The organism is Oscillatoria sp. FACHB-1406 (genome assembly GCF_014698145.1).
Classification (GTDB): domain Bacteria; phylum Cyanobacteriota; class Cyanobacteriia; order Cyanobacteriales; family Spirulinaceae; genus FACHB-1406.
Genome location: NZ_JACJSM010000002.1, coordinates 1 through 15253, shown reverse-complemented (window position 1 = coordinate 15253; position 15253 = coordinate 1). Strand labels below are relative to the sequence as shown.

At 49.0% G+C, this 15253-nt stretch carries 12 protein-coding genes and 1 pseudogene; 9 read left to right on the top strand and 4 right to left on the bottom strand.

Annotation, left to right across the window (positions count from 1 at the left end; all coding sequences use genetic code 11):
* Positions 1-559 precede the first annotated feature (559 nt).
* From H6G50_RS02680 to H6G50_RS02665, 4 genes are all read left to right on the top strand, one after another.
* Positions 560-934 (top strand): DUF1823 family protein, encoded by a 375-nt coding sequence (locus tag H6G50_RS02680; protein WP_190713070.1) that lies wholly within the window; start codon positions 560-562, stop codon positions 932-934.
* 221 nt (positions 935-1155) lie between these two features.
* A complete protein-coding gene (locus H6G50_RS02675; RefSeq protein WP_190713067.1) occupies positions 1156-2589 on the top strand; it encodes a site-specific DNA-methyltransferase in 1434 nt (477 codons plus the stop codon).
* Positions 2590-2598: 9 nt separating this feature from the next.
* The gene (locus H6G50_RS02670) at positions 2599-2985 is read left to right on the top strand and encodes an AvaI/BsoBI family type II restriction endonuclease (RefSeq protein WP_199302682.1); all 387 of its coding nucleotides are present in this window, start codon (positions 2599-2601) and stop codon (positions 2983-2985) included.
* A 281-nt stretch (positions 2986-3266) separates the two neighbouring features.
* Positions 3267-3950, top strand: a complete 684-nt coding sequence (locus tag H6G50_RS02665) for a type II CAAX endopeptidase family protein (RefSeq protein ID WP_190713066.1) — start codon at positions 3267-3269, stop codon at positions 3948-3950.
* Here the strand turns inward: H6G50_RS02665 and H6G50_RS02660 are convergent.
* Positions 3930-5369 (bottom strand): adenylate/guanylate cyclase domain-containing protein, encoded by a 1440-nt coding sequence (locus tag H6G50_RS02660; RefSeq protein WP_190713064.1) that lies wholly within the window; start codon positions 5367-5369, stop codon positions 3930-3932. The two genes, H6G50_RS02665 and H6G50_RS02660, sit on opposite strands and share 21 nt — an antisense overlap.
* A gap of 66 nt (positions 5370-5435) precedes the next feature.
* On the bottom strand, positions 5436-5654 hold the full coding sequence (locus tag H6G50_RS02655; RefSeq protein WP_190713062.1) for a hypothetical protein: 219 nt from the start codon (positions 5652-5654) through the stop codon (positions 5436-5438).
* A 289-nt stretch (positions 5655-5943) separates the two neighbouring features.
* Here H6G50_RS02655 and H6G50_RS02650 point away from each other — a divergent pair, with 289 nt between their 5' ends.
* Positions 5944-9156: a tetratricopeptide repeat protein gene (locus H6G50_RS02650; RefSeq protein WP_190713060.1), complete on the top strand. Its 3213-nt coding sequence runs from the start codon at positions 5944-5946 to the stop codon at positions 9154-9156.
* Between the two features lie 103 nt (positions 9157-9259).
* Entirely contained in the window at positions 9260-10168 is a 909-nt protein-coding gene (locus H6G50_RS02645) for a ribonuclease H (protein ID WP_190713058.1), read from the top strand.
* Between the two features lie 4 nt (positions 10169-10172).
* Here the strand turns inward: H6G50_RS02645 and H6G50_RS02640 are convergent, their stop codons facing one another.
* Positions 10173-11654: an SGNH/GDSL hydrolase family protein gene (locus tag H6G50_RS02640; RefSeq protein WP_190713056.1), complete on the bottom strand. Its 1482-nt coding sequence runs from the start codon at positions 11652-11654 to the stop codon at positions 10173-10175.
* Between the two features lie 60 nt (positions 11655-11714).
* Here H6G50_RS02640 and H6G50_RS02635 point away from each other — a divergent pair, with 60 nt between their 5' ends.
* Positions 11715-11978: a hypothetical protein gene (locus tag H6G50_RS02635; RefSeq protein WP_190713054.1), complete on the top strand. Its 264-nt coding sequence runs from the start codon at positions 11715-11717 to the stop codon at positions 11976-11978.
* 22 nt (positions 11979-12000) lie between these two features.
* A complete protein-coding gene (gene argB / locus H6G50_RS02630) occupies positions 12001-12894 on the top strand; it encodes an acetylglutamate kinase (RefSeq protein WP_190713051.1) in 894 nt (297 codons plus the stop codon).
* Between the two features lie 64 nt (positions 12895-12958).
* Here the strand turns inward: argB and H6G50_RS02625 are convergent, their stop codons facing one another.
* Complete coding sequence (locus tag H6G50_RS02625) at positions 12959-14680, bottom strand: PAS domain S-box protein (protein WP_190713048.1); 1722 nt, start codon at positions 14678-14680, stop codon at positions 12959-12961.
* Positions 14681-14795: 115 nt separating this feature from the next.
* Here H6G50_RS02625 and H6G50_RS02620 point away from each other — a divergent pair.
* Positions 14796-15253: pseudogene (locus H6G50_RS02620) on the top strand (RNA-guided endonuclease TnpB family protein); the annotation flags it as partial.

Sequence of the window (15253 nt, the reverse complement as noted above, 5' to 3'; positions counted from 1 at the left end):
TCTCCCTCTGTCGCAATCTATCACCCGACAGAATCCTATAGCGTTGTTGCTGACAAACTCGTACTTTAAACACCTGCAAAGGCATTACCCTTCATCAGAACCCAGAGCAACCGACTCGAAAGCCGTTATTGCTCGGAGATTAATTATGCCGGTACGAGAAAACTGCGCCGCTCCGAAAGATTGCTTGAATCAATCGAATGAGCGCGGAAACCATTCCAGACCAACCTTGCAGGTCACTCTCTACCTTGCCAAAGTTCGCCCCAACAAACGCTGGAAATTTTTATAATCTTAACTAATAGATTAGCACAAAATCGATGGCTGGCGCACAATTAAAACCACAAATTTTCCAAATTTTCCGGCGATCCCCAAAAGCGAGCCAACAAAATTTCTCCGAGTGAGACCCTGCCAAAATTGATTGAAATTTTGAGCGAGGGTATGTCAAACTAATAATCAGGTGACTGGATCCCCAATCCCCAGTCTCACCCCCACTCCCTCCCTTCCCCAAGGGAGGGAGTCCCTTTAAGGGCGGTACGCTCGGCGCAACCTAGTCTCAAACCCCATGTCTAATTTACCTCCCCTCAACCGCGACACCCTCTGGGCGATTCTCAACGAGACCATTGAAGATGCAACCGTCAACCAACTCGTTTGGCACTATTTAGGCTATCGCTACGACCCACAAACGCAAACTTGGGACAACAGCGCCGTTCCCGACGATTGGCGCGCCGACTATCCCGAACCACCGGATTTCATCGAAAATCGTCCCCCCACCGTTAAATTAACGCGCTCCATCCCCCCAGAAAATAAACAGTTACTTAAAGAAACATTGGGATTTAAAGGTTATAAAGTTGGCGAATTCGGACCGCGACAAACCCGCCGCGCGACGATGGCGAATTGGCTGCTGAGTTATATGCAGCAAAATAATATTCAACTCTAGCAAGTTGTAGCAGTATCTTAAATACGGTTCTGGCGATCGGTTCTTTAAAGAATTTTATCGTCAACAGGGCTTCAGTATTGGTAAGGAGAATTTTCAAATCTTGTCAGCTATAATCGTTTCAAGGTTTCAGACGAAAAACATCGCTAGCTTACTCGATTAGCATTTTAGACTGAAGGCACTGATATAATAAGCAGATTCGTATTTCGTAGGGACTAATACTTGTGACAAATCTGTCAAGCGTTTCCAATATCGACCCTGAAGTGCAAAATAATACTCTTAGGGAAATTGATAACCTTGACAAACAATTACAGCATCATTTTCAAGCCAAGTTTTTTGTTCAGCCTGCACTTACTAGACTTTTAGTAAGTTTTCAAGCTAACAAAACAAGACCTATATACCGATGGTACAAATATAAAGAAGCCTTTTCTGCCTCTCTTGTTGAGCTTTTACTGCAAAAGTATGGACTTAATCAGGGCAAGATACTAGATCCTTTTGCAGGCAGCGGAACGGCTTTGTTTGCTGCTAGTGATTTAGGATTGGATACTGATGGTATTGAGTTGTTACCTATTGGTCAACAGATCATTGAAACAAAGAAGATTATCGATACTGAATTGACATTTGAAGACTTAGAACGTCTCAAAACTTGGTTGAGATCTCAAATCTGGAAGCAGGTTAATCAAAAGTTTTGTTTGACCGAGTTTAAGATTACAAAAGGAGCCTATTCTCAAGAAACCAAAAAAGCAATTGAGCAATACCTAGAAGCTTGTTATCAAGAAAATGAAAGAGTACAAAAAGTTCTGCGCTTTGCTTTACTATGCATTTTAGAGTCTATAAGCTACACTCGCAAAGATGGGCAATATCTCCGTTGGGATCATCGTTCTGGCCGTGGGCAAGGAAAGAAGCCTTTTAACAAAGGTGATATTTTAGATTTTGATTATGCGATCGCCAGTAAGATCGAAGAAATCATCAACGATCTTGAACCTCCCATACATCAGGTAGAACTTTTTTCGGTTAAGATGCCACCCGGTAAAGTCAAACTTTTTAAAGGTTCTTGTCTCAGCTTGCTACCGACTTTGCCTGATGCAATTTATGATGCTGTTATCACATCTCCACCCTATTGCAATCGATATGACTACACTCGCACTTATGCATTAGAACTTGCATTATTAAATGTTTCTGAAAAGGGGCTAATCGATCTACGACAGGAAATGTTAAGCTGCACAGTCGAAAATCGCTCAAAAGACTTGTTGACTATTAATCCAAATTGGAATTTGGCTCTAGAGACTGCAAATACACAGACTCTATTACAATCCATTTTGCGCTATTTGGGCGATCGGAAACTTCAGGGTGTATTAAATAATAACGGAATACCCCGAATGGTAAGAGGTTATTTTTACGAAATGGCTTGCGTTATACAAGAATGTTCCCGCATACTCAAACCTGGAGCATTGTTGTTTATGGTCAATGACAATGTGCGTTATTCTGGCGTAAGTATTTCAGTAGATACGATACTCTCGGACTTTGCGGAGAAACTCGGTTTCATAGTTGAAAATATTCTCGTTTTACCGGGTGATAAGGGTAACAGTAGCCAGCAAATGGGAAATCATGGGCGCGATCCCTTGCGAAAATGTGTTTATGTATGGAGAAAACAGTAACTATATCTTATGACTGCTTATCGTAACTATCTTCAGTCTAGTAAGGAGCTTGTAACAACTTATGAAGCAACTCGTGCGGGCTTCGTGGCGCTTGCACTTGAAAAGAACCGACGGGCTACCCCTTATGTGGCAGAAGCAAAGGCACTGAAAGAGGCGGTAAATCAAGTTAGAATTCCTGCTGACTTGCTAAGTATTCAGGGTATCGAGATGGGATTGTTGACTGCGGCAGGATTATCTGACAAATCTCTCGCTCACTTGATGCCGCAGGATAAAGTTGACGCGATTAACGGTTTAATTAAAAACTTTCTTGAGCCAGCAGGTGCAAATTTTGTAGAGGAATTAGTTTTTAGATTTCTATTGACTCGCGGCGATACGCTTGGTGGTTCGATGCGTTAGGGTCGGCAATTCAAAAAAGGATGGCTGGTGAAATTTGGGAGCAATTAGAAAGCGGGTCGCTCAGTAATGCTGCCAACTTAAATGAAGAAAACCAAATTGCATCGATTTCTCGTTGGCTATGCAGTTTGTAGAAGTAACAACCAACTAACACTGCGTTAGTACGGACGGTACTAAAAGGATACTTGAACACGAAAATTCTATGCACCTTTATTTAAATTTGATATTAACACGAAAAGTTATTTTTTTCTGCTCGCCTCTCTTCACAAAAGGATAATTTTGAGATGCGAAAACAAGCAATTCTTGCCTTACTTCTTATCGTTCCGGTTGCCAGCTTCGGCGTAGCAATGGCCTTATGGATTGCGCCGGGAACTTTGGGACAAGCTATTTTTTCGCTGTCAAAACTTTGGCTATTCGTCTTACCCGCAGTTTGGTTTCTTCGCGTCGAGAAAGGTGAATTTAAACTGAGTCTGCCTCGTATGGGGGAAGTTTTACTCGGAACGGTGCTAGGACTGGCTATGTTTGCAACTATTTGGGGAATCTATATTGCAGTCGGTCAAGATTTAATCGATCCAGTTTATGTTCGAGATCGAGCGCAGCAAGTTGGCGTTAGCAGTCCGCAAGTCTATTTGGCGGGTGCTGCTTATTTTAGCTTTATTAATGCGCCGATCGAAGAGTATGTTTGGCGCTGGTTTGTCGGTCGTCAATGCGAGCGGTTATTGCAACTTCAAGGTGCAATTTTATTGAGCGCGCTGCTGTTTACTTTACATCACGTTATTGGCTTAGCTCGTTATTTTGCCTTGCCGGTCGTTGTGTTAGGTTCTCTGGGTGTTTTTGGAGCGGGAGCGATTTGGTCGTGGTGCTATTTTAAGTCTCATTCGCTCTGGGCGAGTACGATTAGTCATATCTTAGCAGATTTAGCGATCGCGCTCGTTGGCTGGCAGCTATTATATGGTTTTTTCCGCTAAGTTTTCTTCTTTATTTCCCAATAAAATATAGGTTCGCATCATTCCTTTACCCTTAATTTCTAGTTCTCCACGCTCTTGAAATTGGTAGCGATCGCGCAGTAATTGATACGTTTGTTCGCTCACTTGAATAGAGCCGGGGAGTCCGTGAGATTCCATACGACTGGCGATGTTTACGGCATCCCCCCACAAATCGTAAATAAACTTTTTTGTGCCGATTACGCCCGCTACAACGGTTCCAGTATTAATCCCGATGCGGATTTGAAGTTGGGTTCCCAATAAGCTCGGAAATTGTTGAACGATTGCTTGCATACCGAGGGCCATTTCTGCGATCGCGTCCGCGTGGTCTTCTCTCGGCAAAGGCAAACCCGCCGCTACCATATAACTATCGCCAATCGTTTTTATTTTCTCAATATTGTACTGCTCTGTCAAGCAATCGAAACTCGAAAAAATCTGATTTAATAACTCCACCAATTCTTCTGGTGACAAGGAAGAAGACAGAGGCGTAAAGCCAACAATATCAGCAAATAAGATCGTGACATTTGAAAAGCGATTTGCGATTGTGCCGTGTTTTTCTTTTAACTGCTGAGCGATAGAATGCGGTAAAATTGTCAGCAATAACCGTTCCGATTTTTCTTGTTCTTCTCGCAACACTGCTTCGGCTCGTTTCCGTTCTTGAATCTCCCAGGAAACGCGATTAAACATTTCCTTAAACGCCGTCATTACATCCCCAACTTCATCTCGGCGTTGGACGGAAAGCGAGTAAAATTGACAGCCCGTTTTATCTTGGCTGAGTGCTTCACCCGCCCGAATTAGGTCTTGTCGCAAGCGCACAATCGGTTCGATCACCGTTCTTCCGAGAACGAGCATCATCACAAAGGTAACAAAACCCGAAATCACCAGAACGAGGAAGGCAATTCTGAGCAGATAATTCGATAATTCTCCTCTCACTCTCGAAGCATCAAGACGAACAACGAGAATATATTTGTCTTGAATCGTCTGAGACAACCACGCTACATCGTAGCGATCGCCAAAACTTTTCCGATAAACTTTTTGGTGAAAGCGATTCAGATCCCTTAAAAATAATTGAGGGGCTTCTCCAATCACGCGATCGAGGGTTCCATCCGTTTTATAAATTGCAATTCCTCGAATCGTGGTCGAATCTTCAAGAATCTTTTTAAGGCGATCGGGAAATTGACTGGAAGTCAATCCTTCCATCTTGGTCAGACTGATGATTGAATCTACCGCCGCGTAGGATAAGTCTTCGAGATTGCGAAGCTGTCGTCGCTGTTCTGAGTAATACGATGGAATCAAAACAACAAATTCAATAAAAACGAGGCTGGCAAAAAGCCAGAGGACGAGGCGTTGGGATAAACGAGCCTGAAAGAGACGGAGCCAAGATAAGAGTTGGAACGAAAACATCAATGTTAATTGAGTGAAGGAGCGAAATCAAAGCTGTAGAATGTCCCAATCAATCCTGATGAAGTCCTATTTTGAAGCCTTATCTTCTGGAGCTTGTGGCGGTTGGTGTGGATAAATTTCCTCCTCTAGATTCGCGCCTTGCGATCGCGCGTACTCCAGAAAACGCGCCTCCGCATCAACAATTTCTTGCTCCGTCGGCAAACGTCCGTAAGTTTTTTCAAAATCGGGAATAAATCGTTGCCTAAATTCAAACCAAGCCATAATCGAGATTTCCGATCGCGCCACATCTCCTCTATCCTAAAAAGGTGACGCTCTCTCGTCCAGTAACGAAGGCCACTAAGCGCCCCATATTCGCTTCAGAGTTCAATCGGCGATTCAGGACTCTAAAATAGAGACTTAGAAGTCGGAAACGCTTTCAAACAACCGACTCAGAGGCGAAATGGCGCGATCGCATAGCCCATAAATTATAATTTGGCAATAGAGCAGGATACAAAAGCCGTGCGCTCTCGTCAGAGTTCTGCATAACGGCCCAGCGCCAGTCCTCCATCAATCTCGAGTCAAACCCTAAAATATCTTGAAAAACATCTGGCAGTCTTTCTTCAAATCCCCAACGTCCGAGTCCGCTCCGGAGTTGAGAGAAGCGCCAAAGCCTAACAAACCCCTCAGCGATGCGGATTACGAGTATTTATTCGAGCAATTGCTCGAAGGGATTGCCTATGGGTGGCAGCCGGGACGCATTCAGCGCTTTTTTGAAACGTTGGGCGAACGAGGCGACAAGGATGCTTGGCTGGGCTGGTTGGAGCGCTACCAACTCAAGGCGATGACAGCACCGACAGCCAATGAAAACTTGGCTCAGTATCTCCTCAAACTCGACGAACAGTGTCAAGCCTTGCCTCCCACCTCAACCGCGCGCCAAGTCGGAGATCGCGCCCGCGAGATTGCGATGGAACTCCTCTCGCGCGGAACCCTCAACGAAATTTGGGAGTATACTGGCCCGGATGGGGTAGAAAACTTCGGAGCAGCAGTCGAGCTTCCCGAAGACAACCCGCCCCTCGCGCCCGCCCCGATGGAGGAACTGCCGCCGCCGGAACCGCTTCCGGAGCCGATACCGAGTCAAGTTTCCCCCACCGATTGGTCTTGGGAAGAACTGTTAACAACGCTTCAGCAAAATCCCGCGTTTGCCGTTCAAGTGGCGCAGGAACTCGGACTGGAGACGACGAACTTGCAGTCGCTGGCGACGGCACTAGCGGCACAAATCGACTCTCAAGCCAACCCGCCGCCCTTAGAAGAGCCAGAAACGGCTTTCAATCGCGGTGTCGAACGCTACGAAATTGAGGATTTTGCGGGCGCTTTGAGCGATTGGGAAAAAGCGATTGAGTTGCGACCGAGCTACTATCAAGCTTGGAACAATCGCGGTTTAGCGCTCAAACAGTTGGGACGACCGGAAGAGAGCCTGATCTGTTACCGTCAAGCGCTGGAACTGGAGCCGACATACTATAAGGCTTGGTACAACCAAGGCATTGTCCTGGAGGAGTTGGAGCGCTTCGAGGCGGCTGTTGCGTCCTACGATCGCGCGTTGGAACTCAAACCCGACTACGATAAAGCTTGGTCGAGTCGGGGCGACGCGCTCCAAGGGGCAGGACAGTGGGAAATGGCGATCGCGTCTTACGAAAAAGCGCTCGAAATCGAACCCGATCTTTCGGGGGTATGGTATCAGCGCGGCTTGACGTTGAAGAAGGTCGGCAATGCAAAAGAGGCGATCGCGTCCTACGATAGAGCCTTAGAACTGCGAGCCGATACGCCGGAAATTTGGACGGCTCGCGGTCATGCCGCAATCGAACTGCAAGTTTACGAAGAAGCGATCGCCTCCTTCGATAAAGCATTACAATTTAAACCCGAAGCCTGGGAAGCTTGGCTCGGTCGCAGTCATGCGGCTCGGCTCTCCGCCGCCCCAGACCTGCTGCTCACCTCCCTAAGCGCCATTTCTGACTCTTCGCCCAGCCTCAATCAGCGCGGCGAAGCCGGGGAACTCGCCAGCTTGGAAGCGGGGCTAGAATGCCTTTATCCCAACACTCACCCGGAAGGCTGGGGGCAATTGCACGCCGCGATCGGTCGATTGTACTCCCGCCAAGCGCAAACCAACCCCCAAGAAGCTGAGGAATTGCGTCAAAAAGCCGTCGGTCGCTATCACGAAGCCCTGACGACCCTCACCGAAGAAGCCTTCCCGGAGTTACACCTGGAAGTGCTGCAAGATTTGATTCAAGTCCAGTGGGCGCTGGAAGATACAGCCCGGGCGAATAAGTCTTTGCAGCGCGGAGCGAGTTTGCTGTTGCGGCTGCTTGACAATCCCCAACAGTCGGAGGGTCAACAGAAATGCCGCGCGGCAGAACTAGCTCGGTTCAATCAGTTAGGAGTCGATCTGGCGGTGCAGTCGGGAGAATTAGCCACAGCCCTAGAACTCGCCCAACAAAGTCAAGTGGCGGCTAGCTCAATCGAGGGAGAACCTTCCCCAGAAGCGCCGAGTTGGCGGGAACTTCGGGAGCGGCTCGCACCCCAAACCGTCGCGGTTTACTGGCATCTCAGCCCCGTAGCACTGACGACGTTTATTCTCGATCGCGATCGGGCCGAACCCCTCGTTCTCGGTCAGCCGGGAAATGAAGTCAAACAAATTGTCTTAACGCCCGCACTGCGAGCCAGGATTCGGGAAGCACGGGAAAATCCCACTCGAATCGGGCAAATTTTGCTCGACCTCCTCGAGATTGAAGAAAGCGACCCGGAGCGCGCGCCGCAAACGAGCGGTCACAGCTTGGAGTTACTGCAACGCTTGCAACAATTCCAAACTTGGCGGCTCGACTGGCAACGCTGCCTTCTGCAAGCGGAAGCCGAACCGAGCGTCTTCTCTAAACTGCTGGAGCGACTCGCCGAGATTCTCAATGTTCCGGCGATTCTGGCTGCTACTGCTAAAGAAACCGCTTCAGCAGCCTCCGTTTTGACCCTGATTCCGGGCAGCGAACTGGATTTGCTACCCCTGCCGGCTTTGTTTGCCTCTGCCCGCTCGACGGCTATCCCCCACTGTTACCCCAGCACCCGCACCGCCTTTCGTCCCTCAACCCAGCAACGACCGACCTCGCTGTCGGGTCTATTTGTTGGGCAGAGCGAGGTGGAAGCGGAGATTTTCCAACAGGTCAGCCGCAACTGGGCTGGCGCTCGCTACCTCGATCCCGCCCAAACCTCGAAAAGCGCCGCGATCGCCGCCATTTCTGAGGGCTATCAAATCCTCCACGTCGCCGAACCCGCCGGGACGGGTTTGACAAAAATCAATAAATATGGTATTGAATGGGCTTACGGTGAAAGCCTCGGTTTGGAGCAACTCAGTACCCTGCCCCTCTCCTCCTATTACCTCATGGTTCTGCCGAGCAACCTCGCAAAAACGGCAGCCCTGCTCGAAAGACTGCTCGATCGCGGCGTACAGTACATTCTCTACCGTCTTTGGCCGGGAGATAGAATCGCGAGCGACCTGCTGATAGGAGAATTCTACCGCCGTTTGAGCGCCGGAGCCGAACCGCCCGAAGCCTTGTACCAAAGTCAGCGCTGGTTGCAAACCGCCACCGCCGAGAGCTTGATGGTTGCCTACCGCGATCGCATTTCCGAAGCCAGCGATACCCGATCCGCCGAACACCTCGAAACCCAAGTGAGAACCCTAGAAGAGAATGCTGCTAAAATGAAGGGCGATTCCTATCCCTATGCGAATCCCTACTACTGGGCGGGATTTATCGCGATCGGTTGAAGACAACAACGGACTCAGCGCGCAACGGGCAATGGACAATATATCGATTAATTGTGCATTGCCAATTATCAATTATCAATTATCAATTATCAATTGAATTGTAATGTCCACTCGCATCATTAAAAGTTTCTACGCCGATGGAACTTGCTTGGGAAACCCCGGACCCGGAGGATGGGGATTAGTTGTCAGCTTCACCGATGGTTCCATTGTCGAATTAGGGGGCGCGCAGGAGCAAACCACGAGTAACTGTATGGAAATGCAGGCAGCCGTTGCTGCTCTCCAGCTTCTCAGCGCCACCGCCCAAAGCGAACCCGTTACCCTCTACATCAACAGCGAATACCTGAGAACGGGAGTAACGAAGGGGCTTTCCGGGTGGAAGCAGAGCGAGTGGAAAACCGATGGAGGCGAACCCATTCTCCATCGAGAACTCTGGGAAACCCTCGATCGCCTCAACAGCGATCGGATCGATTGGCAGTATGGGTACGAACAGAGTAATAAGCCGAGTAACGAATACGCCGATGCGGACTCCACCGAATCCGCTGCGCGTATTGCACGAGCCTTCGCGGGCGGCGTGGGTTCTCAGCACCCCTTCTCCGACTTTGAAACCGCCCTGCAAGACCTCGAATGGCTGCAAAGACCCCATCGAGAAAAGGTAGCGGGCTTATCAGACTCAGAAGCACAAGTAACGATAGGTTACAAACAGCATCCTCACCCAACAACCCCCCATAAAAAAATGACTGAATTCGCTCCCACCAGCGCAACCGACGACTCGCTACTCTCCCAGGAACAGCGCATCGCTCAACTTAGGCATTCGATCGAATCGCTGCGCATTGCCGACGAAATCGCCAGCAAAGGTTACTTGATTGGCAGTTCCGAACTGGCTGACTTAATGAACGTCAACGCCAGCGCCGTAACCAGTCGCGGCGACCATTGGCCGTGGCGCAATTGGGTCGTGTCCCGCGTGCGACGCGAAGGCAACCAAATTCTTTGGCAACTCGAACGAGTCGATTGAGAACTTACAGGGCTTCAATGAGATCCCGCAGCGGCGTGCGGTTGTAGAGAAAGCCCAAAGTCTGGCGCAAACTTTCTAAATTCGCGGGTGGATCGTTAAGCAGGGACGATACTGAGATAATTGCTTTCCAGTTTAAGGGTTGTTGGATTTCTGTCCCTGCCTGCTTCATGACCTTAAGGAACTCTTCTGCAACCAGTCCGTACCCCACCGTGGTGGGATGAAAACCATCCAAACTAAACAGCCCTCCGGTATATTGCGTTCGTCCTCCTTCCGCCACAATCCGCAAATAGCGAGTATCGGGGACGTGCTGCCCTTCTGGGGTCAGCCAATCTTTCGTGCCGGGATGGGTGCGAAATGCTTCTAACATTGCAGGCGGAAACACATAACTCGTTTCTCCCCCTTGGCGGCGAAAAGCCAGGTCATCTAACATTTTACAGATATCGACGAGATACCAGCCGCGCTTTTGTGCCTCTGCTTTTAACATCTCGTTGTAGGCATCAATAGTGCGATCGATCGTGCGAGCATCATCGCGGGTGAGATAAGAGAAACGTTCGGGTGCTTTCTCAAACTCATCATCCCAAACCCAAAATTGGGTATAACATTCGTAGTAACCGTCGCTACTGCGCGCTTCGTCGCCACTTTTACCCGGCGTGATGCCCCGGGAGATGGGGGGAATCGTGACGTGGGGAATCGTGCCGATAAAAACTCGTTCTGCCTCGATCGCGGCGAGTTTTGGGGCAATGCGATCGAGCAGGGCGCGAAAATGCTCCGGCCGCCATAAGTTTGCCGTTACTAAATGCGAGGACAGCAACAGATCGCTCGCTTTCGACCACTGGATTTTGAGGTTCGTTACCGTTCCGAGGGCGTTATTCGCTCCCAACCAAAAGATGAGATTTTCGATTTTACCTTCGCGCTGCGCGATCGCTCTAGCCAAGTCAAGCTGGGTGAGATTTTCCAAGCGCTTGTCAAAACGCGGATTCAGCGTGCGGCGTGCGGCTCGAGCCATTGCCGACTCCGGGATCTGAGCGAGTAAATCGTCCTTCGGCTCGGGGATGGCTTGGCGACAGTTCGCTTCAGTTAAAGTATCGCAGTCTCCTAACTTAAAGCTAAACACGGATAAATTGTGATGAACCGGGCCGGTGGTAGAAGCGCGCGAACCGTCGCCTCGCTCCCAATAATCTTCGACGCGATCGACAAAACTGCGAATGCTTAACGCCGCCGGTAGCACTTCCGCCCAGTCCACCGCTGCGCCGTAGCGCTCGACTAACAATCGCAACACGCGCTCGAGATTGACGGGCAACCCCCCTTCGCCGCTAAAGTCGGGAATGCGAAATGAGGGGCGATCTTGGGATGCCGCACCCTTCGTCGGAACTGCGCCCAAACAGCGAGCAATTAACGCGGGATAGGAAACTTCTGGCTGGTAGATGCTGGCACTCATCATGCCTTGGGACAGGCTATCGCCGATAACAACCAGTTTTGGAGGCATAATTTCTCCCTGTAGAATGGATATCTCTCTACCGACTGTATCCGAACTCTCGCAAAGACGATGCGATCGGGCAAAAATTGTTATTATTTGCGGCTAACTCTCGATAGCGCGGTTCGATCGCTGAAAAGAACCCATAAAATAGCTCGGATTTATCTTTTGGCGATCGAGCCATCAGTGGATTGCATTATTGACCGGACAGCGATCGCTCTCCTTGAAACTCAAATCCTGACGCAAGATTTGCATCAAGGGGATGAAAAAATCGTCGATTGCGAACAATCCCGGCCTGCGAGATCGTCTAAACTGCTAGAAATTCCTAACCCTTGATAATTTAACATCGAAAATCGGTATGACCAGCGAGAGCGAATTTTACAAACAAGCCGAAGCGACGCGCGTGCGGGTTCTCAGCGAAGCCCTTCCCTACATTCAACAATTTTCCGGTCGCACGGTTGTCATTAAATATGGGGGTGCGGCGATGAAAGACTCCACTCTCAAAGATAAGGTCATTCGCGATATTGTCTTCCTCTCCTGCGTGGGGTTGCGTCCGGTTGTCGTTCACGGTGGCGGGCCGGAAATTAATAGCTGGCTGACGAAACTGAATATCGAGCCTCAATTTAAGCAGGGCTTGCGCGTCACCGATGCCGATACGATGGATGTTGTCGAAATGGTTCTCGTCGGTCGCGTTAATAAGGAGTTGGTGTCGTTAATCAACCAAGCCGGGGGCATTGCAGTGGGTTTGTGCGGCAAGGATGGCAATTCTATTGAAGCGCGCCCGCTCGACCGGGAGAGTATCGGTTTTGTTGGGGAAGTCAGCCGCGTCGATACTAAAGTTATTGAGACGTTGGTTAAAGATGGTTATATTCCCGTCATTTCGAGCGTTGCTGCCGATGAAAGCGGGCAAGCTCATAATATTAATGCCGATACGGTAGCGGGCGAAATTGCGGCGGCGCTCGGGGCGGAGAAGCTGATTTTGCTGACGGATACTCCCGGTATTTTGCGCGATTATAAGGATATGTCCACGTTAATTCAGCGCGTTGACATTCAGCAAGCGCGAGAGTTGATTCAAGATGGTACGGTGAGCGGCGGTATGATTCCGAAAGTTCAGTGCTGCGTCAGATCTCTAGCCCAAGGGGTACGCGCTGCCCATATTATCGACGGCCGCATTCCCCACGCGATCTTATTAGAAACCTTTACCGATAAGGGAATTGGCTCGATGATTGTGGCTTCGGAGTTTCTGGCTTAGCACTCTAGCTAACTGGTCGGTTGACTTCTAAATGCGATCGCACCGAGCCAATAGAGTAGTTCACCTATTCCTTCACATCGACTTGCCGGATCGGAATTTCGATCGCAAATTCCGTTCCCGCTCCCGGCTCGGATAAGCACCTGATTTTTCCCTTATGTTTTTCAACAATAATTTGATAGGAGATCGACATTCCGAGGCCCGTTCCTTTACCCACATCTTTGGTCGTAAAAAAGGGATCGAAAATGCGCTCTAAAATCGCCGGGGGAATGCCCGATCCGTTATCTTTAATGCGGATACTAACCCAGCCCGCGCGATGAGCTTCTGTGCAAATCTGGATGCGGCTGGGATGTTGTTGAATTTCCGGGTAAGTCCGGCGGCGATCTCGTTCTTCCAAAGCATCGATCGCATTCACGAGAATATTCATCCAAACTTGATTGAGTTGACCCGGATAGCACTCAACTTTAGGCAACTGACCGTACTGTTTGCTAACTTCAATTTGTCCCAAACTCGACATTTTTTCGCTATGGAGCATTTGCATTTGTGTGTGTCGAAGTTCGTGCAAGGTTTCCTCTAATTCTTGAGTTCTTTGTTGCAGTTGAAGTTGGGATAATTTTCGCTCTCGAATATCTCGACAAATCGTACCGAGGGCTAGCATTTCTCCCGTATCGGGGTGTTTGATAATAAAAGAGTTGTAGTCGATCTCTATGGCTTCGCCAGACGTAAAATTTCTGAAGCGAAACTCGCCGCGATCGAACCCTTGTTGCTGGATTTTGGGCATCTGCTGTTGCAGGAAATGTTCCCGGTCTTCGGGAAACATAAAATCGAGTATTTTGATCGATGAAAGATCTTCGATCGCTTCTAAACCCATTAAGGCGCGTCCGGCGGGATTGACATAGAGCGCTTTGCCTTCTAAGGAACCTAACGCAATAAAATCGTTACTGTTATCGACTAAAGCAGCGAGTTTTTGATTGTCGGCTTCGGCTTGCTTGCGATCGCTAATGTCCTTGCAAACAGCCACGTATTGCTCGGGTTTTCCGCTTTCATCCAAGCTGGGAACGATGGTAGTATCGACCCAGTACAAGCTCCCATCTTTAGCGCGATTGCAAATTTCTCCCTGCCAAATTTGACCGCTGGCGATCGTTTTCCACATCTGTTGGAAGAATTGCGGGGGATGGTAGCCCGAGTTTAAAAGGCGGTGATTTTGTCCGATCAGTTCGGCTCGGGAGTATTGAGAAATTTCGCAGAATTTGTCGTTGGCGTAGGTAATCGTGCCTTTGCGATCGGTAATGGCAACGATAATGGAGAGATCGAGGGTTAGCTTAATCGCGGCAAGTTCTTGAAGCGATTTCTTCAACTCGGCAGTGCGCTCCTCCACTTGAGTTTCTAGGGTTTTATTCAGTTGTTCGAGGGCAATTTCGGCTTGTTTTCGCTGGGTAATGACTTCAGTCAGCATAATGATGCCGCCGATCGCGCCGTTGAGATCGTACCACGGGCGAACTTCCCATTTCAGCCAATCCCTCGTCCCGTCAGCCCGAAGCAAACTCTCTTCTTCGCAGCACTCAATCGCGCCGTTTAAACAGTGTTGGTGAATGGGTTTCCAACGCTCGGAAATTTCTGGGTGAAGTTCGTAGTAACTCCGACCGATAAGTTCGCACTCTCCCAAACGATAATCTTCTTTCCAGCCCTGACTGGCTGCAAGGTAGCGCATCTCGCGGTCGAAGAGCGCGTGCCGCGAAGTAGATCCCTGCGGGATTGCCGCTGGTGTAAATTCAACCAGCGCTCGCATCCGGACGGCTTCGGTTTTATCGAAAAATTGGGTTTAAAACCCCGTCCTTCTAGGACGGCTTTGTATTAATCTAACATTCTTTGCTAGAATGCCCAGCATAAGACTGACCCAATCCATGCTAATACTCGAAGCAAAACTAAAAGGAAAGACAGAGCAGTATAACCTCATAGATGAGGCGATTCGTACCGCTCTGTTTGTCCGCAATAAGGCTTTGAGGCTATGGATGGATGTAAAAGGGAGCGATAAATACGACCTCAACAAATACTGCGCTGTACTTGCCAAAGAGTTTGAGTTTGCTAAAAAGTTAAATTCTCAAGCAAGACAAGCCAGTGCAGAAAGAGCGTGGTCTGCCATTAGTCGATTCTTTGAGAATTGCAAGAAGAAAGTACCCGGTAAAAAGGGCTTTCCGAGATTCAAAAAGCGCGGTTACTCTGTCGAATATAAAACTTCAGGATGGAAGCTTAGCGACGATCGGAAATCCCTAACTTTGACCGATGGCTTCAAGATTGGCAGGCTCAAATTAATCGGTTCGCGCGATCTTAATTTCTACCAGGTCGAGAAAATTAAGCGTAT

Excerpts from the sequence above, each read along its gene's own strand:
- H6G50_RS02680 (WP_190713070.1), top strand. The coding sequence starts at position 560 with ATGTCTAATTTACCTCCCCTCAACCGCGACACCCTCTGGGCGATTCTC.
- H6G50_RS02670 (WP_199302682.1), top strand. The coding sequence starts at position 2,599 with ATGACTGCTTATCGTAACTATCTTCAGTCTAGTAAGGAGCTTGTAACA.
- H6G50_RS02665 (WP_190713066.1), top strand. The coding sequence starts at position 3,267 with ATGCGAAAACAAGCAATTCTTGCCTTACTTCTTATCGTTCCGGTTGCC.
- H6G50_RS02660 (WP_190713064.1), bottom strand. The coding sequence starts at position 5,369 with ATGTTTTCGTTCCAACTCTTATCTTGGCTCCGTCTCTTTCAGGCTCGT.
- H6G50_RS02645 (WP_190713058.1), top strand. The coding sequence starts at position 9,260 with ATGTCCACTCGCATCATTAAAAGTTTCTACGCCGATGGAACTTGCTTG.
- H6G50_RS02640 (WP_190713056.1), bottom strand. The coding sequence starts at position 11,654 with ATGCCTCCAAAACTGGTTGTTATCGGCGATAGCCTGTCCCAAGGCATG.
- H6G50_RS02635 (WP_190713054.1), top strand. The coding sequence starts at position 11,715 with ATGCGATCGGGCAAAAATTGTTATTATTTGCGGCTAACTCTCGATAGC.
- argB (WP_190713051.1), top strand. The coding sequence starts at position 12,001 with ATGACCAGCGAGAGCGAATTTTACAAACAAGCCGAAGCGACGCGCGTG.
- H6G50_RS02625 (WP_190713048.1), bottom strand. The coding sequence starts at position 14,680 with ATGCGAGCGCTGGTTGAATTTACACCAGCGGCAATCCCGCAGGGATCT.